This window comes from Bradyrhizobium lablabi (assembly GCF_018129385.1).
Classification (GTDB): Bacteria; Pseudomonadota; Alphaproteobacteria; order Rhizobiales; family Xanthobacteraceae; genus Bradyrhizobium; species Bradyrhizobium lablabi_C.
On sequence record NZ_JAFCLN010000024.1, the window covers coordinates 20,245 to 39,399 of the forward strand.

At 64.6% G+C, this 19,155-nt stretch carries 20 protein-coding genes; 10 read left to right on the top strand and 10 right to left on the bottom strand.

Features of this window, described 5'->3' with window-relative positions; genetic code table 11:
- Positions 1-846, top strand: a complete 846-nt coding sequence (locus JQ628_RS30485; RefSeq protein ID WP_212229122.1) for an ATP-binding cassette domain-containing protein — start codon at positions 1-3, stop codon at positions 844-846.
- 7 nt (positions 847-853) lie between these two features.
- The gene (locus JQ628_RS30490) at positions 854-1,444 is read left to right on the top strand and encodes a flavin reductase family protein (RefSeq protein ID WP_212229124.1); all 591 of its coding nucleotides are present in this window, start codon (positions 854-856) and stop codon (positions 1,442-1,444) included.
- Here JQ628_RS30490 and JQ628_RS30495 read toward each other — a convergent pair.
- Both JQ628_RS30495 and JQ628_RS30500 read right to left on the bottom strand, forming a co-directional pair.
- Positions 1,441-1,755, bottom strand: coding sequence for a hypothetical protein (locus JQ628_RS30495; RefSeq protein WP_212229126.1), 315 nt, complete (start codon positions 1,753-1,755; stop codon positions 1,441-1,443). The two genes, JQ628_RS30490 and JQ628_RS30495, sit on opposite strands and share 4 nt — an antisense overlap.
- A 142-nt stretch (positions 1,756-1,897) precedes the next feature.
- A complete protein-coding gene (locus tag JQ628_RS30500; RefSeq protein WP_212229128.1) occupies positions 1,898-2,887 on the bottom strand; it encodes an ABC transporter substrate-binding protein in 990 nt (329 codons plus the stop codon).
- Positions 2,888-3,359: 472 nt separating this feature from the next.
- On the opposite strand from JQ628_RS30500, the gene JQ628_RS30505 reads away from it, so the two are divergent.
- From JQ628_RS30505 to JQ628_RS30540, 8 genes are all read left to right on the top strand, one after another.
- On the top strand, positions 3,360-4,448 hold the full coding sequence (locus tag JQ628_RS30505; RefSeq protein WP_212229130.1) for an ABC transporter substrate-binding protein: 1,089 nt from the start codon (positions 3,360-3,362) through the stop codon (positions 4,446-4,448).
- On the top strand, positions 4,426-5,451 hold the full coding sequence (locus JQ628_RS30510) for an ABC transporter permease (protein ID WP_212229131.1): 1,026 nt from the start codon (positions 4,426-4,428) through the stop codon (positions 5,449-5,451). The genes JQ628_RS30505 and JQ628_RS30510 overlap by 23 nt, the downstream gene beginning before the upstream one ends.
- On the top strand, positions 5,445-6,236 hold the full coding sequence (locus JQ628_RS30515; protein ID WP_212229133.1) for an ABC transporter ATP-binding protein: 792 nt from the start codon (positions 5,445-5,447) through the stop codon (positions 6,234-6,236). The genes JQ628_RS30510 and JQ628_RS30515 overlap by 7 nt, the downstream gene beginning before the upstream one ends.
- Complete coding sequence (locus JQ628_RS30520; protein ID WP_212229135.1) at positions 6,230-7,402, top strand: acyl-CoA dehydrogenase family protein; 1,173 nt, start codon at positions 6,230-6,232, stop codon at positions 7,400-7,402. Before JQ628_RS30515 ends, JQ628_RS30520 begins: the two co-directional genes overlap by 7 nt.
- Positions 7,403-7,426: 24 nt before the next feature.
- Entirely contained in the window at positions 7,427-8,527 is a 1,101-nt protein-coding gene (locus JQ628_RS30525; RefSeq protein ID WP_212229137.1) for an LLM class flavin-dependent oxidoreductase, read from the top strand.
- Complete coding sequence (locus JQ628_RS30530) at positions 8,524-9,465, top strand: ABC transporter substrate-binding protein (protein ID WP_212229139.1); 942 nt, start codon at positions 8,524-8,526, stop codon at positions 9,463-9,465. Before JQ628_RS30525 ends, JQ628_RS30530 begins: the two co-directional genes overlap by 4 nt.
- A 171-nt stretch (positions 9,466-9,636) precedes the next feature.
- Positions 9,637-10,482, top strand: coding sequence for a CmcJ/NvfI family oxidoreductase (locus JQ628_RS30535; RefSeq protein ID WP_212229141.1), 846 nt, complete (start codon positions 9,637-9,639; stop codon positions 10,480-10,482).
- Between the two features lie 119 nt (positions 10,483-10,601).
- Positions 10,602-10,757, top strand: coding sequence for a hypothetical protein (locus tag JQ628_RS30540; protein ID WP_212229143.1), 156 nt, complete (start codon positions 10,602-10,604; stop codon positions 10,755-10,757).
- Positions 10,758-10,905: 148 nt separating this feature from the next.
- Here JQ628_RS30540 and flbD read toward each other — a convergent pair whose 3' ends face one another.
- The 8 genes from flbD to JQ628_RS34905 all read right to left on the bottom strand — a co-directional run bounded on the left by flbD (position 10,906) and on the right by JQ628_RS34905 (position 18,986).
- Entirely contained in the window at positions 10,906-12,282 is a 1,377-nt protein-coding gene (flbD, locus tag JQ628_RS30545; protein WP_212229151.1) for a sigma-54-dependent transcriptional regulator FlbD, read from the bottom strand.
- Positions 12,283-12,323: 41 nt separating this feature from the next.
- A complete protein-coding gene (gene fliN, locus JQ628_RS30550; RefSeq protein WP_212229153.1) occupies positions 12,324-12,674 on the bottom strand; it encodes a flagellar motor switch protein FliN in 351 nt (116 codons plus the stop codon).
- 9 nt (positions 12,675-12,683) lie between these two features.
- Positions 12,684-13,316: a FliH/SctL family protein gene (locus JQ628_RS30555; protein ID WP_212229155.1), complete on the bottom strand. Its 633-nt coding sequence runs from the start codon at positions 13,314-13,316 to the stop codon at positions 12,684-12,686.
- The gene (gene fliG, locus JQ628_RS30560) at positions 13,316-14,401 is read right to left on the bottom strand and encodes a flagellar motor switch protein FliG (protein WP_212229163.1); all 1,086 of its coding nucleotides are present in this window, start codon (positions 14,399-14,401) and stop codon (positions 13,316-13,318) included. The genes JQ628_RS30555 and fliG overlap by 1 nt, the downstream gene beginning before the upstream one ends.
- An 8-nt stretch (positions 14,402-14,409) precedes the next feature.
- Complete coding sequence (gene fliF, locus JQ628_RS30565; protein ID WP_212229165.1) at positions 14,410-16,041, bottom strand: flagellar basal-body MS-ring/collar protein FliF; 1,632 nt, start codon at positions 16,039-16,041, stop codon at positions 14,410-14,412.
- A 166-nt stretch (positions 16,042-16,207) separates the two neighbouring features.
- The gene (locus JQ628_RS30570) at positions 16,208-16,483 is read right to left on the bottom strand and encodes a DUF1153 domain-containing protein (protein WP_002714638.1); all 276 of its coding nucleotides are present in this window, start codon (positions 16,481-16,483) and stop codon (positions 16,208-16,210) included.
- A gap of 201 nt (positions 16,484-16,684) precedes the next feature.
- Positions 16,685-17,392, bottom strand: a complete 708-nt coding sequence (locus JQ628_RS30575; protein WP_212229167.1) for a flagellar hook assembly protein FlgD — start codon at positions 17,390-17,392, stop codon at positions 16,685-16,687.
- A 10-nt stretch (positions 17,393-17,402) separates the two neighbouring features.
- On the bottom strand, positions 17,403-18,986 hold the full coding sequence (locus JQ628_RS34905) for a flagellar hook-length control protein FliK (protein WP_212229169.1): 1,584 nt from the start codon (positions 18,984-18,986) through the stop codon (positions 17,403-17,405).
- Between the last annotated feature and the right edge of the window lie 169 nt (positions 18,987-19,155).

The following is a 19,155-nucleotide window of genomic DNA, read 5'->3' on the forward strand; positions in this document are numbered from 1 at the left end:
ATGCAGGAAGCACTACGTATCCTTGGCTCCGACGCGCAACTGGTCGAGCTGCCCGAAATCGTCGAGCAGGCCCGCCACGTAAGGCGCAGTGAGGAAAACCGCTCGCGCAGCCTGCCGCTGACCATCCGCGGCTTGCGTAAATCGTTCGGCGACAACGAGGTGCTGCGCGGCATCGATCTGCACATTCCCGCCGGCCAGTTCGTCGCCATCGTCGGCAAGAGCGGCTGCGGCAAGAGCACGCTGTTGCGCTTGATCGCGGGGCTGGAGACCGCGACCTCAGGCACCATCAGCTTCGATGAGGAGCTGGATCCCGCCGATATCAGGGTGATGTTCCAGGAGCCGCGGTTATTGCCGTGGGCGCGCGTGCTCTCCAATGTCGAGGTCGGCCTCGGTCAAGAGCGCAATTCGCCCGATGCGCAGGCGCGCGCGGTGCATGCGCTGGAAGAAGTCGGCCTCAGCGAGAAGCGCGGCGAATGGCCGGCCGTGCTCTCCGGCGGCCAGAAGCAGCGCGTGGCATTGGCGCGCGCGCTGGTCAGCAATCCGAAGGTGCTGGCGTTCGACGAGCCGCTCGGCGCGCTCGATGCGCTGACCCGCATCTTCATGCAACAATTGCTGGAGCGGGTCTGGCGCGACCAGGGCTTTACCGCGATCCTCGTCACCCATGACGTCGCCGAAGCGGTGGCGCTCGCCGACCGGGTGCTGGTGATCGAGGATGGCCAGATCGCCCAGGACGTCAGCGTCGACATTCCGCGTCCGCGCCGGCGCGGCTCGGCCGATCTCGCCGCGCTGGAAGGCTCGATCCTGCGCCAGCTCCTCAAATCGACGGACGATCCGTCCAACCCGTGAGGCTGCCATGAATTCCCTGGTCCGCGACATCGCGCTCGACCGCGAGGTGTCTTCCGCCGATTTTCGTGGCGCCATGCGCCGTCTCACCGGCGGGGTGAGCGTGATCACGGCAGGAAGGGGCAGGGACATCAGCGGGATGACGGTGACGTCGGTTGCTTCGCTGTCGGTGGAACCGCCGGCGCTGATCGCCAGCGTCAACCGTTCGGCATCGTCCTGGCCGCTGATCCAGCGCCACGGCTTTTTCGGCGTCAACATCCTCAATGCCGACCAGCTCGATATCGCCGAACGCTTCACCGGCAAGGACGGGCTGAAAGGCGCCGAGCGCTTCGCCGGCGCAGACTGGTTCACCCGTGCCTCCGGCGTGCCGCTGCTGTCGGGCGCGCTGGCGGCGATCGAGTGCGAGGTCGAGGAAGCCATCGAGCGGCATTCCCACGCCATCGTGATCGGACGCGTGCTGGATGTTGCGCTCTCGCCGCGCAGTGCGGCGCTGGCCTATTGGCAGGGACAATACCTTGCGATCGACCGTGACGAGGATATCGCCAAGATGGCAGAGGTCGGCCTTCCCGGCTTCGGCGGTGGCCGCCGAAGAAAGATCTAGGGCCGGGACTTCGCCGGCCCCTCAGACGTTCCTTCCAGAAATCCAGAGAGGTTGGCGACAAGGAGTTGGCGGGTCGGCCCGTCGAACTCCTCGCAGAGTTGCCTGTATATGTCTGCCTCGATGCTTGTCGCGGCGCGAACGCGATAGCCGCCCTGGATCGCGCAAGATGATTCTTTCACGGCGGGAAATTTTCCAGCGGCTTCGTTGAACCATATTGACTGCGCGAGGGCGGCTGCCTCCGTCCAGCCCCGCCTCGAAAGCCAATGGCGGCGCGCCGGGCGGTCCAGGACGAATACCGGCTTTGCCTTCATGCCGATCCTCACGCCGACAACCATACGAGCAACGCCATGCAAAGCACGTCGAAGCCGACGATGATGGCCAGGTGCAAGGGGCCGGCGGCGAGCCACGGCCGTGGCGGCGTGGTGCCCGCCGGCCTCGATGGTCCGGGCTTGCTCAATTGAGACTCGCGGCTGCCGTGAAGCTGCGATCGACGGCTCTGTTCACATCGAGCCGCTTCGGAAGGATGCCGTAGCGCGTTGCGCGGTCGGAGGCCTCCTGCACCTCGCGAACGACATTTTCGTCAATCGCGATCGGCGAGGTCTTCTGGGCGGTGTAAGCGCTCAGCAACACGTCTTCGGGAAGCTTGGTCAGTTCTGCGGTATTCTTCGCATATTCGGGCAGATGATCGAGCGACCAGAGCCGTGCCTTGTTGAGCCGGTTCACGAGATCCTGGACGGCAGCGCGTTTGGTGGCGATCGCGCTGTCGGACGCGACGATGAAGGTGATCGTCGGCGTCAGGCCCTTTCCGTCGGCCACGACGCGCGCCTTGTCCTTGAGCGTGGCGTAGGAGACGTACGGCTCCCACACTGCCCATGCGTCGATCGAACCGGCCAACAGGGCGATCTTGGCGTCGACCGGACCGAGCGGAGCGAAGGTCGCATCGTCGACCTTGTTGCCGTTCTTCTCGAGCGTGGCGTCGATCAGGAATTGGCCCCAGCCGCCGCGCGTTCCGGCAAGGCGCTTGCCCTTCAGGTCGGCCGCGCTCTTGATCGGAGAATCCTGGCGCACCAGGATCGCCTGCGTCTTCGCATCGGCCCGGGTTCCGCCGATGGCCTTGATCGGAGCGCCCGCGGCATAGACCGACAGGAAGGAGAGATCGCCGGTGTAGCCGACGTCGAGCGCGCCTGCATTGAGCGCTTCGAGGATAGGCGCGGCAGCAGGAAATTCCGCCCACTCGATCTTGTAAGGCAAATCCTTCGCCAGACCCGAGATGTCCAGCAGCGAACGGTTGCCGCCTTTCTGGTCGCCGACGCGCAGAACGACAGTGTCGGAGGCGAAAGCAGCCGCCGTTGCCGAAAGCGTGATTGCCGCGGATAGCAGCGCAGCGGCGGCCCTGCGGGCGAAGGAATGCGGACGGGTTTTCAGTCGATCGATAGTGCTCATGTTCCGGGCTTTCTTGTTGTTCAATCGCCGATCGCAGAACCGCGTCGGGCGTTCAATCGAGTCTATGACGGCATCGGTTGCAGTCAATGAAATGGCTGATCGAATTGAACGTCGCGCGAACAACGAAACGTTCGTTGCGTCATAGCTGCGTAGAACGGGTGAAGCGCGTAAGCTCAAATTGATCAACAATGCTCCATTTACTGCAGCCGCGTGGTGCCGAGCGAGGCAGGCGATCGCTGAAATCCTTTCGTCGCTGGCGCATGCGATCATGGACGTAACGTCCAATGCGTCGGCAACATTCGAAATTCCATTTCATTGACGATTCTACGATTGCGCCGCATCATTTGAACATCGCACTCGGTTCCAAACGAACGAGCGAGAGATTTAGCCAACGCAAAACTCCGGATCGGCCGGATGCAGCGCAAGCGGTGCTGCGTCACGGCGGAGCTTTGTCACAATCAAGGGGGTCAAGATGTCCGACAACAAGAACAATAAACCATTGGATCGCCGAGCCCTGCTGCGGGCCGGCGCGGCGGCGGCCATGGCGGCGCCGCTGGGCGCTTTCGGCGCACAGGCTTTCGGGGTGCGCCCACCCGCGATCGACTTCTCCGAGTTTCCCATCTGCCGGACTGCATCCAACACGCCGCCGCTGACCGGCGCGCCGCGCAAGCTAAAGCTGTCGTGGAATGCCGGGGCCGTCTGCCTCGCGCCGGTGCCGGTCGCCATCGATCACGGCTTCTTCCAGAAGCAGAATCTCGACGTCGAACTCGTCAACTACAGCGGCTCGACCGACCAGTTGCTCGAGGCGATCGCCACCGGCAAATCCGACGCCGGGCTCGGCATGGCGCTGCGCTGGCTCAAGCCGCTGGAGCAGGGCTTTGACGTCAAGATCGCGGCCGGCACGCATGGCGGCTGCATGCGCGTGCTGACCCGCGCCAATTCCGGCATCGACAAGCTCGCCGACTTGAAGGGCAAGATCGTCGCCGTCGGCGATCTCGCAGGTCCCGACAAGAATTTCTTCTCGATTCAGCTCGCCAAGCTCGGCATCGATCCGATCAAGGATGTCGATTTCCGGCCCTATCCGGGCAACCTGCTCAACCTTGCGGTCGAGAAGGGCGAGGTGCAGGCGTTTCTCGCGTCCGACCCGCTGGCTTATCTCTGGCTGAAGGATACCCAGTACAAGGAAGTCGCTTCCAATCTCGATGGCGAATACAAGGACAAGAGCTGCTGCATCGTCGGCCTGCGCGGCAGCCTTGTGCGCGAAGATCCGCAGGTCGCGCGCGCATTGACCCAGGCGCTGCTGGATGCGGCGATGTTCACGTCGCAGAATCCGGACAAGGCCGCAAAATCCTTCCAGCCCTATGCGCCGAAGACGGCAACGCTGGCCGACCTCGAAGCAATGGCGCGTTACCATACCCATCACCATCATCCGGTCGGCGACATCCTCAAAAGAGAATTGAAGGGCTATGCCGACGATCTGAAGACGGTCTCGGTGTTCAAGCCGGGCACCGACACCACGAAATTCGCGGAGCGCATCTATGTCGACATTTTCTCTGTCTGACGGCGTCTCTGCGAACACCGATCGGCTGTCGTCATCGCGTGAGCATTGGACCGGATGGCTACGCGCCTCCGGTCCCGGCATCGCAGCGGCCGCGGCCTGGTCCGTCTTCGGGATATCATGCCTGTGGTGGCCCGATCTCGGAGACTGGTCGCGAACCTCGCCGCTCGGCATTGCCGCCTTCGCCATTGCGGCGCTCGCGCTGTTCGGCACGCTCGCCGCCGGCTGGCTCGGCAAGGCAGGACCGGCGCTGCGCCGCCGCACGCCCTGGCTGGTCGCGCTCGGCCTGTTCTTCACGGTGTGGGAGCTTGCGACCGCAAAATTCGCCTGGCTGCCGCTGCCGTTCTTTCCGCCGCCGCAGGCGATCCTCGAAGTCTATACCGACGATCTTCCAAAACTGCTCGACAGCATCTTCGCTTCGGTAAAACTGCAACTCGGCGGCTATTTCATCGGCGCAGCGATCGGGTTCGTGACCGGCGTCTCGATCGGCTGGTCGCAAAGCGTCGGCTATTGGGTGCACCCGGTGCTGCGCTTCATCGGTCCGCTGCCGGCGACCGCCTGGCTGCCGATTGCCTTCTTCACCTTTCCCTCGAGCTGGAGCGCCAGCACCTTCCTGATCGCACTCGCCACCGGCTTTCCGGTGACGGTGCTGACCTGGTCGGGCGTCGCAAGCGTCAGCAATGCCTATTACGACGTCGCGCGCACGCTCGGCGCAAAGCCCTCGTTCCTCGTGCTGAAGGTCGCCATTCCCGCAGCGCTGCCGCATGTGTTCGTCGGCCTGTTCATGGGCCTCGGCTCATCCTTCGCGGTGCTCGTGGTGGCCGAGATGATCGGCGTCAAGGCCGGTCTCGGCTGGTATCTGCAATGGGCGCAGGGCTGGGCGGCCTACGCCAACATGTATGCCGCGCTGATCGTGATGTCGCTGTTGTGCTCGGGCGCCATCACGCTGCTGTTCCGGACGCGTGACCGCTTCCTCGTCTGGCAGAAAGGGGTCGTCAAATGGTAGCGGCCGCTCAAGCCATCGCCTATCCCGCCGTCGGCGCCGCGCTCGATGTCGAGCATGTCAGCCACGCCTTCGACATCGACGGTACGGCGCTGCCGGTGCTCGACGACGTCAACCTCGTCATCGAGCCCGGCGAGTTCGTGGCGCTGCTCGGCCCGTCGGGTTGCGGCAAGTCGACCTTGCTGCGGCTGGTCGCCGGGCTGGAGAAGCCGCGCGCCGGCGTGCTGCGGGAAGACGAAATCCGCATCGCCGGTCCGCATCCTTCGCGTGTCGTCGTGTTCCAGGATCCGACGCTGTTTCCCTGGCGCAACGTGTGGGACAACGTCGCCCTCGGGCTGGAAGCGCAGGGCATCCTGAAGGCGCAGCGGCAGCGGGTGGATGATGCGATCAATCTGGTGGGACTGTCGGGCTTTCACAATGCCTATCCGCACCAGCTCTCCGGCGGCATGGCGCAGCGCGTCGCGCTGGCGCGCGCGCTCGTCAACGATCCAAAAATCCTGGTGCTCGACGAGCCGCTCGGCAAACTCGACTCGCTGACGCGCATCACCATGCAGGCGGAGATCGTCTCGCTCTGGCAGCGCAAGGGCTTTACCACGCTGCTGGTGACGCATGACGCCGAGGAGGCGCTGTTCCTCGCCAACCGCGTGGTCGTGCTGAGCGACCGGCCGGCGCGCATCAAGGCCGACATCACGGTGGAGCGGCCTTATCCGCGGCACCGCGGCGATCCTTATCTGGCCGAATTGCGCAAGCAGATCCTCGGCCTGCTCGGATTGGACGCGACATGGTGATCGCCGTTGCCAGGGAGTTGCCGGCGGCCAGCCGGTCGGACTTCGTCGCCAGCGTCGCGCATCTTGCCGAGCTGTTTGCGGCGCGCGCGCCGGCGCATGATCGCGAGGCCAGCTTTCCGTTCGAGAATTTCGAGGATATCTCCCATGCCGGGCTGCTGGCGCTGACCGTGCCGGCGTCCCTCGGCGGCGCCGGGGCGGGCGCGCGATACACGGCGCGCGTTCTCGGTATCATCGGCAAGGCCGACCCATCGACCGCGCTCGTGCTCTCGATGCATTACATCCAGCACTTCGTGATGGCGCGCAGCACGCGCTGGCCGCCTCATCTCGTACGCAAGCTTGCAAAGGAGACCGTCGAGGGAGTTTCGCTGATCAACGCGCTGCGCGTCGAGCCCGAGCTTGGCTCGCCCGCGCGCGGCGGCCTGCCGTCGACCATCGCCCGCCGCACCGATACCGGATGGCGGCTGACGGGGCGCAAGATCTACTCGACCGGCGCGCCGATCCTGAAATGGTACGCAGTCTGGGCCAGGACCGATGAGGCGGAAACTCGGGCAGGGCTGTTCCTGGTGCCGGCAGGACTGCCCGGCACGCGGATCGTGGAAACCTGGGATCATCTGGGCCTGCGAGCCAGCGGAAGCCACGATGTCGTGTTCGAGGACGTGGTGTTCCCGCTCGACCACGAGATCGACGTGCGCGCGCCGGAAGACTGGCGCGAACCTGACATCGTCCAGGCCACGGTGCACACCATTTTCCTCGCCGCGATCTATAACGGTGTCGCACGCGCCGCGCGCGACTGGGTCGTCGGCTTCCTGCAAAACCGCGTGCCGGCCAATCTCGGCGCGCCGCTTGCGACGCTGCCGCGCGTCCAGGAGATCGTCGGTTCGATCGAAGCGAAATTGCAGGTCAACACCCGTCTGATCGACAGCTTTGCGCGGGATTTCGACGAAGGGGTTGCGCTCACCCCGGCCGAATCCAACATCCTGAAGCTGACGGTGACGAACAATGCCGTTGCTGCGGTAGAGGACGCGCTCTCGCTGACCAGCAACCACGGCCTGTCGCGAACCAATCCGCTGGAGCGGCATTATCGCGACGTACTGTGCGGCCGCGTTCATACCCCGCAGGACGATTCCACCCGTATCTTCGCCGGCCGCCTTGCGCTCGGCATTTGAACGACAACAAACCGGAGCCTTGCCATGTCCGTCGAGTTCATCGGCTTTATCACCAACAACAATTCCTCCGAGACCGTCGTGCGGTCCGGCCCGGTGTTGGATCCACCTTATATCGAGACGGTAGCGAAGGCGCATGAGCTCGCCGGCTTCGACCGCGCATTGCTGGCGTTTCATTCGACCACGCCGGATGCATTGCAGGTCGCGCAGCACGTGCTCGGCATCACGAAGAAGCTGAAGGTGATGATCGCGCAGCGGCCGGGCTTCACCGCACCGACGTTATTGGCGCGGCAGCTTGCGACACTCGATCAGCTTTATGACGGCCGCGTTTCCCTGCACGTCATCACCGGCGGCAATGCCACCGAGCTTCGCCAGGACGGCAACACGCTGGATGACAAGGACGAGCGCTACGCCCGCACCAGCGAATTCCTCGACGTCGTGCGGCTGGAGTGGACCAGTGAAAAACCGTTCGACTACAACGGCAAGTATTACAAGGTCGAGAAGGGATTTTCGCAGATCAAACCGCGTCAGGCCGGCGGCATCTACACGTTCGTCGGCGGCGGCTCCGATGCCGCGATCGAGGTGGCCGGCAAACACGCGGACACCTTTGCGCTGTGGGGTGAATCCTATGCGCAGGTGCGCGACGTGACGGCGCGGGTGCGGGCCGCTGCGGCGAAACACGGCCGGCCAGCGCCGCGCTTTTCCCTGTCGGTGCGCCCGATCCTTGCCGATACCGAAGAGAAGGCCTGGAAGAAGGCCGATGAGATCCTGGAGCGCGCCACCGCCTTGCAGGACAAGACCGGTTACCGCAAGCCGGCTGACGGCCTCGCCACCGCCGGTGCGCGGCGGCTACTGGCGCTGGCCGATCAGGGCACCCGCATCGACAAGCGGCTGTGGACCGAGATCGCAAAGCTTACCGGCGCCAACAGCAACACGACGGCGCTGGTCGGCACGCCCGAACAGGTCGCCGAAGTGTTCGGCGATTACTACGACCTCGGCATCACCCATTTCCTGATCCGCGGCTTCGACCCGCTGGTGGATGCCATCGACTACGGCCGGGAATTGATTCCGCTGACGCGTCAACTGATCGCAAGCCGCGCCACGGCGCGCGGGGAGGCGGCGGAATGATCAGGCTTGTTGTCGCGGCAGCGCTCGCGCTTGTTGGTATCAGCGCCGCCTCTGCGCAGACCACTCTGCGGGTGGGCGATCAAAAAGGCAATTCGCAGGCCGTGATGGAAGCGGCGGGCGTGCTGAAGGACGTCCCCTACAAGATCGAATGGAAGGAGTTTCCGGCGGCAGCTCCGCTGCTGGAAGCGCTGAGCGCCGGCGCCATCGATACCGGCCTCGTCGGCGATGCGCCCTTCACCTTTGCTGCCGCAGCCAATGTGCCGGTGAAGGCGATCGCTGCCGTCAGGCAGTCGCGCGATGGCCTCGCAGTCCTGGTGCCCGAGCAATCGCCGGTGAAAAGCCTCTACGATCTCCGTGGCAAGAAGATCGCAACCGGGCGTGGGTCGATCGGCCATCAGTTGATCCTTGCCGCGCTGGAATCCAAGGGCTGGAAGCCGGCCGACGTGCAGATCGTGTTCCTGGCGCCTTCGGATGCGAAGGTCGCCTACACGCAAGGCTCCGTCGATGCCTGGTCGACGTGGGAGCCCTATGTCAGCCAGGAAGAGGTGCTGTTCAAATCGCGCCGCATCATCACCGCGGAAGGATTGACGCCGGGCCTCGGTTTCCAGGTCGCTTCGCCCGCCGCGATCAAGGACAAGCGTGCGCAGCTCGCCGACTTCGTGCAACGTCTCACCGCCGCGCGGGCGTGGTCGCAGGACAATGTCGGCAGTTACGCCGAGACCTGGGGCAAGCTGATGAACATTCCGACCGCGGTGCCGCTGAACTGGCTGACGCGGGCGCGCATCCGGATTGCCCCGATCGATAACGGCGTCGTGACCGACGAGCAGAAAACCATCGATCTGTATTTCCGCTCCGGCCTCATCAGCCGCAGCCTCGATGCGAACGATATCGTTGATCGCTCGTTCTCGGATGCCATTGCAAAGGGTGCGGGGCTGTAATGCAGTTCCGCCGCTGCTTCAGAACCGGCACTTCAAGCGGCAGCCATAGCCTGGAAAACCATTCTTCCGCGAGCCGTGCGATCGACAGCAACGTTGCTTTTTTTGCGGCGACCTTCCCGGCGCGGGCAGGAGGACCGAGATTAAGGTGACAACAACATCCGGGAGCCAGCAATGGGCTTGCAAGAACAAAAGATCGAATCGCTTCCCTTCGTCACGGCCGAACTGAACTATCTCGCCCCCACCCCCGGCAAGCCGCGCACCTATGCGCTCGAGCCACCGCCGGGCGAGCCGAAGAGCACGGCGCTGCCGGAACCGCACTCCGTACCGGTCTTTGACGCCCGTCCGATTGCAAAGGACCTGTCGCTGGATCGCGAAGGCTTTGCCCTGGTGCGGCATCCGAACGTCGTGAAGGACTTTTACGACGATAATGAAGTAAGGAGCGTGTATTACCCCGCCGTCGAAGCTTTCCTGCGGGCCACGCTGAACGCGGACCGCGTCTTCATCTTCGATCACACCGTGCGCAAGCGCGTGGAAGGAGCGGCCGACGTGCGCGATGGCGGCCCGCGGCAGCCGGCAACGCGCGTTCACGTCGACCAGACCCATCTTTCCGGCCGCAATCGCGTGCTGGAGCACTTGGGGGACGAAGCCGAGGAACTTCTGAAGGGACGCGCACAGGTCATCAACCTCTGGCGCCCGATCCGCGGCCCGGTTTTCGATGCGCCGCTGGCCATCGCCGATGGCCGGACCGTTGCTCCGGATGATCTCATCGCCTCGGACCTGATCTATCCCAACCGCAAGGGCGAGACCTACTCGGTCAAATACAACGCCGGGCACCGTTGGTACTACGTCCCGCGGATGACGGCGGAAGAGGCCTTGCTGCTGAAGTGCTACGATTCCTCGACCGACGGCCGGACCCGGTTCGCGCCTCATACCGCCTTCATCGATCCGACGGCGCCGGCCGACGCCACCCCGCGCGAAAGCATCGAGGTGCGCACGCTGGTGTTCCACAAGCATTGAGGCAAATTGGGCAGCCTCAGCGGCCGCCGAATCCGGCGCTGAGGCTGGTCATTCCTGACCTGAGAGGTTAGAAGGCGTTCACGCGCAAGATGCGCGGAACGCCAGCCTCGAAGTCTTGGATGAAACGTCTCGCCACCTGGGCCTTATACGCCGTCGGCGCGCTATCGATCGCCTATCTCGCGCTGTACGCCTACGTGGCTTTCACCGGGAACGACATCCGGCCCGGCGATCCCATTCGTATCTTCCGCAAACCCGACGCGCCAAGCTATTCGTGACGGTCCCGTGTCCCGGACGCGGCGCAGCGTGTAACGCTGCTCCGCAGAGCCGGGACCTATCGCGACAATGGACGCCGGCTCAGCAGCGCACCGTAGGAGTCGCGCTCGCGCGATCCCGAACACGCTGCGCTGCGTCGGGGGAACGCAATCATCCCACCGCCGCGCGCTGATATTCCCCCGCACCCGGCGGCGGAATCGGCAGGCCGCCATCGGCATACTCGTTCAGCTTGTTGCGCAGCGTGCGGATGGAAATGCCGAGGATGTTCGCGGCATGGGTCCGGTTGCCGAGACAGTGCTTCAGCGTCTCCAGGATCAGGTCGCGCTCGACATCGGCCACCGTGCGGCCGACCAATGCACGCGTCACCTGTTCGGCCGCGAAGGTGGCGTGCGCCACCGCCGGCGCGGTCTTCGCGAGATCGAGGCGATCGCCGTCCGGGGTGATGATCGCATCCGGGCCGATCTCGTCGCCCTGGGCCATGAGCACCGAGCGGTGAATGGTGTTTTCGAGCTCGCGGACGTTACCCTGCCAGCGGTTGGAGGTCAGCACGCGGCGCGCTTCCGCCGAGAGCGGCCGCAGCGGCACGCCATTGGCGTCGGCATATTTTTTCGCAAAATGCTGCGCCAGTTCGAGGATGTCTGCGGGGCGGTCGCGCAGCGGCGGGATCTTCAGGTTCACGACATTGAGGCGGAACAGCAGGTCCTCGCGGAACGTGCCTTCGCGCACGGCGTCGGACAGGTTGCGGTTGGACGTCGCGATGATGCGGATATCGACGGCTACAGGCCTGGTGCCCCCGACGCGGTCGATCACGCGTTCCTGGATCGCGCGCAGCAGCTTTGACTGCAGCCGCACGTCCATCTCGGAAATTTCGTCGAGCAGCAGCGTGCCGCCGGAGGCTTCCTCGAACTTCCCGATGCGCCGCGCCACCGCGCCGGTGAACGCGCCCTTCTCGTGGCCGAACAGTTCGGATTCCAGCAGGTGCTCCGGGATCGCGGCGCAATTGATCGAGATGAACGGCCGCTTGGCGCGGGCCGAGCGCGAGTGCACGTAGCGCGCCAGCACTTCCTTGCCCGTTCCGGATTCGCCGGTGATCATCACCGAGGCGTCGGAGCCGGCGATCTGCTGCGCCAGCTTGATCACCTTCGCCATCGCCTCGTCGCGATAGACGAGGTCGCGGGAATCGTTGGCGACCGCGGCCAGCACGGCGGCGATCAGTTCCGGATCCGGTGGCAGCGGAATGTATTCCTTGGCGCCGGCGTGGATCGCAGCGACCGCGGCGCGGGCGTCGTTGGAGATGCCGCAGGCGACGATCGGCACGTGGATGTGCTCGGCTTCCAGCCGCATCACCAGATCGCGGATGTCGAGCCCGACGTCGACCAGCAGCAGGTCGGCGCCCTTGCCGCCGCGCAGCACGGCCATCGCCTGCTCGGCGGCTTCCGCGTGGGTGACGGACGCGCCATTGTCCATCGCGATCTTGGTGGCGGTCGTGAGCTGGCCTCGCAAGGTGCCAACGATAAGAAGCCGCATGATTCTCTCCTGTTCGTCTTTCTGCGCGTTACTGCAGATTATTAGTTGCGTTCTGCCTTGATGATTTCCGTCATAGTGACGCCGAGCTTGTCTTCCACCAGCACCACTTCGCCGCGCGCCACCAGGCGATTGTTGACGTAGATGTCGATGGATTCGCCGACGCGGCGGTCAAGTTCGAGCACGGTGCCGGGCCCGAGCTTCAACAGCTCGCCGACATCCATCTTGGAGCGGCCGAGCACCGCGGAAACCTGCACCGGCACGTCGAACACGGCTTCGAGGTCAGCCGCGACGCGCGCGGCGTTTTCGTCCTCGTTGTAACCGATGTCGTCGGTCGGCGGTGCGTCCGCGGCGTTGAGATCGGGCAGCGGGACCTGTGCGTCGGTGTCACTCATGGTTCATCCTCATGGCCTGACATCGGCCGGATTGCGGGACGCCATGTAGCGCCCGACAAGTTCAGAAATTTTTGCCTCGATCGCGTCGCGATCCAGCACCACGCCGCCGTCGGCCCATTCGATCCGGCAGTCGCCGCTGGCGATCTCGGGCTCGGCCAGGATCACGAGGCGGCCCTCGAAGCCGCCATGGGCGGCGAGCCGCTCGATCTTTTCGCGTGCGGCGTCGTAAAGTGCGGTGTTGATCCTCACCACCAGATGCGGCGTTGCGACCAGATGTGAAAAACAGTCGCTGACCAGCGACATGATCTCGGCGAGCGGCTCGCGCGCGATCAGCTCGGTACAGATCTTTCGCGCCACTGCGACCGCGACGTCGACCGCCTCGGTTTCCATCCGCGCCTCGATGCCGGCAAAGCCGGTCGCGATGCCCTGGATGGCAATCGAGATCTCTTCCATGGCGAGCGTAACGCGGCGGTCGCTTTCGGCCTTTGCCTCGCGCTTGGCCGCGTCGTAGCCGGCGCGGTAGGCGCGCGCCTCGGCATCGGCGATCTTCTGGGCGATCTCCGCCGGGGTTGCCGGCTTCTCGCGGCCCTTTTCGGGGGCGGAGAAGTCGACATCGAACAGGAATTTTGCGGGCGCGGCCATCAGTACACCAGCTCGTCGTCGGCGCGGTTCTTGGTCAACGTAATCTCGCCCTTGGCGGCGAGATCTTTTGCGAGGTTGACGAGCAACGCCTGCGCCTCGTCGACGTCGCGCAAGCGCACCGGGCCCATCGCCGCCATGTCGTCCAGCAGCATTTTGCCGGCGCGTGAGGACATGTTGCCTAGGAAGAAGCTGCGAACTTCCTCGTTCGCGCTCTTGAGCGCGATGCCGAGCTTGTCCTTGTCGACATTGCGCATCAGGGTCTGGGCGGAAGCGGTATCGAGCTTGATCAGATCGTCGAAGGTGAACATCAGCGCCTTGATGCGCTCGGCCGCCTCGCGGTTTTCCTCTTCCAGCGAGGTGATGAAGCGGGTTTCGGTCTGGCGGTCGAAATTGTTGAAGATTTCCGCCATCACCTCGTGGGCGTCGCGGCGGCGGGTCTGCGACAGGTTCGACATGAATTCGGTGCGCAGCGTCTGCTCGACGCGCTCGATCACTTCCTTCTGCACCGCCTCCATCCGCAGCATGCGGCCGACCACGTCCAGCGCCATGTCCTCGGGCAGAATGGCCAGCACGCGTGCGGCATGTTCGGGCTTCAGCTTGGACAGCACCACGGCGATGGTCTGCGGGTACTCGTTCTTCAAATAGTTGGCGAGCACCTCTTCCTGCACGTTGGAAAGCTTTTCCCACATGTTGCGGCCGGCGGGACCGCGGATCTCGTCCATGATGCCGGTGACGCGCTCGGCGGGCAGGTATTGCTGAAGCAGACGCTCGGTGGCGTCGAAATTGCCCATCAGCGCGCCGGAGGCCGACATGCGCGAGACGAATTCGAGCAAGAGGTCTTCCACCACGTCGGCCTCGACCGTGCCGAGCGTCGACATGTGGATCGACAATTCGCGCACCTCGTCATCGTCGAGCAGGCCCCACACCTTGCCGCCATACTGCTCGCCGAGCGCCAGCATCAGGATAGCGGCGCGTTTGGGGCCGCTCATCGGCTGCGATTTCGGACGGTTGCCTTGCCGGCTCGCCAGCGAGGCGATGACGGTGGTGATGTCGTTGGTGTTCGAGGTCTGCGGTACGGCGGCCATGTGTCAGATCACGCGTGTTGCTTGGCTTCTTCGCTGAGCCATTGACGAATAATGGAAGCGGTTTCATTGGGATTGCGTTCGGCAAGCTCGCCGACGCGGTGCACGGCCTGCGCATGCACCTGGCCCTGAACCTGGGCGACGTCGATCAGTGCGTTGGCGTTGCTGTTGGGAATGAGAGCCTGGCCAGATCCCTCGCCGCCATGGGCGCTGCCGTCGGCCAGCGCCGGCGACATCGCATCATTCAGCGCAGGAATGACTTCGGCGGCCAGGATGCGCTTGACGAGCGGGCGGATCACCATGAACAGCACGACAAGGCCGAGCAGCATCATGACGGCCAGCTCGATGCCGTACATCACGTCGTCCTTGGTGAATTGCAGCATGGCGAGGAACCCGGTCGGCTCGACCACCGGCGGAACGCTCGGCGCCTCGGCAAAGCGCAGGTTCACCACCTCGACCTGGTCGCCGCGCTTCTGGTCGAAACCGATCGCCGAGCGCACCAGCGCGGCGATGCGGTCGAGCTGCTCCTTGCTGCGGTCCTGGTAGACCTGCTCGCCTTTTTCGTTCTTGGCATAGCTGCCGTCGACCAGCACGGCGACCGAGATGCGGTTGACGCGGCCGGCCTCGGTCACCTCGGTCTTGGTGGTGCGGGAAATCTCGTAATTGTTGGTCTCTTCGCTCTTCTTGCTCTGGTCGCGCGCCGCCACGCCGTTGGGGCCGCCCTGGTTGCCCGGCAGCTCGTTGTTGACGGTGACCTGGCCGTTGTTCTCGGCGGTCGCGGAAGACTCTTCGCGGCTCTGGCTGGAGCGCAGCACGCGGCCCTCGGGATCGAACTTGTCGGAGGTCTGCGTGATCTTGTTGTAGTCGAAGTCCGCCGAGAGCTGGACGCGGGCACGGCCCTGTCCCACCACCGAGGAGACGATGTCCTCGACCTGCTTGCGCATCCGCTTCTCGAAGGCGGCGCGGCGCTCGTCGCCGACCGCATTGTCCGCTTCGGTCGTGGCGCCGTCGGCGAGCAGGCGCCCGGCCTCGTCGACGATCGACACACGCTGCGGCTTCAGGCCATTGACGGCGGAGGCGACGACGTGACGGATGGCGCGGATCTGCTGCGGTTCGAGCTGGCCGCGCACCCGCACCACGATCGAGGCGGACGGCTCCGGGATCTCGCGGGCGAACAGCGGCCGCTCCGGCAGCACCAGATGGACGCGCGCGGCCTGGATGCGGTCGATCGCGCGGATGGTGCGGGCAAGCTCGCCCTCCAGCGCGCGCAGATGGTTGATATTCTGGACAAAGCTGGTGGTGCCGAGCGCGTCGGACTTGTCAAAAATCTCGTAGCCGACGCCGCCGCCCTTGGGCAGGTTGCTTTCGGCGAGCTTCATGCGCAGCCGCGTTACCTTGTCCTTCGGCACCATGATGACGGCGCCGTCGTTGCGCAGCTCGAACGGGATCGCCTGGCGTTCGAGGTCCTTGACGATGCCGGAGGAGTCTTCGGCCGACAGGTCGGTGAACAGCGTCGTCATCTGCGGCGTGGTGACGCGCATGATGACAAAGGCGAAGAATCCGATCAGCGCCGCGCTGACCGCCATCATGGCCATCAGCCGGGACGCGCCCAGACCTCTCAGGAAAGCAACCAGACCTTGCACCAAAGCCCCCAGGGTTCGGCCCTAAGGACCGACTGGGCAATTATTGCCTAGGGTATGGTTTCCAGATGGTTAACGAGGGTTAACGGCGGATAGAGAAATCCAAAAATGAGAAAAACCGGCTTCGCAAGACAAAGCCGGTTTTCCTAAAATGCGCTGGTTCGTCCGCTTATTGACGATATTGCTGGATGCGGGTGGTGCGCAGGCCGGCGAGGCCGTGCTGGTCGATCGAGAACTGCCAGGAAAGGAATTCGTCGACCGTCAGCGTGTAGCGGCTGCACGCCTCCTCGAGGGAGAGCAGGCCGCCGCGAACCGCGGCAACGACTTCGGCCTTACGGCGAATGACCCACCGTTTGGTGCCGGGCGCGGGCAGGTCGGCGATGGTAAGCGGACTGCCGTCAGGCCCGATGACGTATTTTACCCTCGGGCGATGGGGTTCTGTCATGGCGTACTCACAAACTCTCAACCACTGAACTCACGGTAGGAAGTTACGCCGGCCGGCTTAAAATTTGGCTAAGCCCAAGGCTTCAATACGAATCTCTTTCGAAATGCCGAAATGCCCGGCGTCGTGAATACGCCGGGCGTCGGTTATCATGGATTGCCGGTTACGGTTGATTAAGAAGTGCGGCCAGCCGGTGACGCCGGATCAGGTCGCGGGCGCGGTCGTCTGGCGGATCACGCGCTTGATCTGGTCGGTGGTGTAGGTCTTGTTGCTGATCGAGAGCAGAGGGGGCGTGGCGGTGAGGTCGACGGAATCGACCACGCCAACGATCTCGGTCGGAATGGCGACGTCCTTGCCCGATGAGTCCTTGTAAGTGGCGGTCATCTTGTAGGTGCCGGCCGGCCACTGCGTGCCGTCATTGCCCTTGCCGTCCCACATGAAGCTGGAATTGCCCTTGTCCAGCGGGAAGCTGCCGCTATAGGCGGTCGCGCCCGTGGCGCTGGTGATGGTGATCTTGGCGGTGGTTGCGGTCGGCGAACTCAGATTCCAGGTCGCCGAGCCGTCGAATTGCTGCGTGCTGCCGTCGACCGCGACCTTGTTGCCGACATAGACCAGCGCCTGCGTCGATTGCGCAGCCTGTTCGATCGCGATCAGCGATTTGAGCTGCTCGTTCTGCTTCAATTGCTGTTCGACGCCGGCGAACTGCACGAGCTGCTGGGTGAACTGATTGGTGTCGAGCGGGTCGAGCGGGTTCTGGTTCTGGAGCTGCGTGGTCAGCAGCGTCAGGAAGGTCTGGAAATTATCCGCGATCCCCGACGTCGAATTCGAGGAGCTATTGTTGCTGCTGTTAGTGCCCGTGTTGGTACCCGGCGCTGAAACGACCGGGTTCGGCATGGTTGCATCGACTGCCATATCGATCTCCTCAGATCCTGATATCCACGCCGCCGTTCGAGCCGAACATGCGGCCGTAATTGGCGACCGCCGCTGGGATCACTTCTTCTTCGCTGACGATCAGGCGCTGGGCGTTGGGGTTGGACTGGTTCTGGTTGTTCTGGCCTGACTGCGACTGATCGCGCAGGCTGAACTGCAAGCCGCCGCCATTGGTCGAGAGCCCGGCGTCGTTGAGCGCCCGGTGGAGCTGGTTGGCATCCTGGCGCAGCATCTGTAGCGTTTCCGGTTTTTCGACCGTGAGGTGCGAGGTCACCTGGCCGTTGCGGTCGACATCGATGCGCACGTCGATGCGCCCGAGGTCGGCAGGGTCGAGCCGGATTTCAAAGCGGCTCTTGCCGCTACGGACGGACGCGGCGATTTCCATCGCCACTCCGCTGAGCGGCACCGCCGCTGCCTGTTGGGTTGCGGCTGACACCGTGAGCTGCGGCGCCGTCTGCGTTGCGGTCGGCTGAAGCTGCGGCTGCACGGTTGGCATTCCCGGCACGCCATTGTTCGTCGCACTGACCGGCGCCGGGTCGGTATTCGCCGGTTGGCCGTGCGTGGGGCCGCTGGCGGATGCCGACGCATTGGCGGTTGCCTCAGCCTTCAAGCCTTGCGCCGCGTCATGCTGCGCGCCGTGCTTGCCGGCCGTCGTCAGCGGCTGCACCGCATCGGCCGGGACCGCCGGGGCGGTTGAAGGATTTGCCGAAGCTTCCGTCGTTCCGGCTGCCTCCTGTTCGCCGGTCCTTGCCGAGACGTCGGTGGCGGTGGATGAAGTCTTCGGCGTCGTGGCAGCCTTGGCCACGACGGGAGCGGCAACCGACGCGGACAGTGCGGGATCCGCAGCCACGGCTACGTCGGCCGCCACGGCCGGTTGAGCCGCAGCCGGAGTTTTCTCGCCGGCTTCGGTGCCCGTGCTGCCGGGAGCGGTGGCGCCAGTTGCATTGTCTTTCGTTGCAGACGACGCCGTCGCACCGGTCAGCGAAGCCGTCGCGGCAATGGCGGCAGCGGCGATCGCAAGCGGAGCCGTGCCGTTGGCAACGCCGGGCGTTGGTGCAGCCGCCGGCGCCTCGGCCGGCGCAACGGGGATCGCGATCGCAGCCGCGAGCGCGTCCACTTTGGTTTCGGTCGCTGCGCCCGGTTCGCCCTCGTCGGCATCGGCCGCAGGCGCCTGGTCTGCATCAGGCTTCGATGCGGACTTCGTTTCCTCCGCTTTCGCATCCCTGTTTTTGGATTTGCCGGGCTTCGTCTGCTCGGGCTTGGCATCCGTGCCGGCATTCGCCTGTTCGGCAGGCGCGGTGTCGCGGTCGGCGGCGTCGCTTTTGACGGGCTTGTCGACAGCCGGGTTCTCGCGCGCTCGAGCATTCGCAGGCGCAGAATCGTCCTGCCGGCGCGGGGCGGGTGCCTCGTTGGCGCGCGGGGCGGAGATGTCGCCCGCGCGGCTGTTGTCGGCCGCCGCGGTATTGCTGTCGACCAGCGAGGCAAAGCCGTCATTGCCCGGCGCATCGGACTTTTGCGCGCGCTGGGTGTTCTGGAACGACAGGGACGATGCAATTTCGGAAGTGACGCTAACCACGGGCAGCCTCGCGCGATGAACTGCCCTTTCATCAGCAAGGACCGGGCCACCCCGTCCTGAAAATAAATACAAGCGATATCAAATGCTTGCGGGATGGGGCGAGCATCGGGAACCCACCCTGCACGGTCGCCTTTTCTGCCCGGCGGCAAGAATTGCCGTCCTGCCAGTG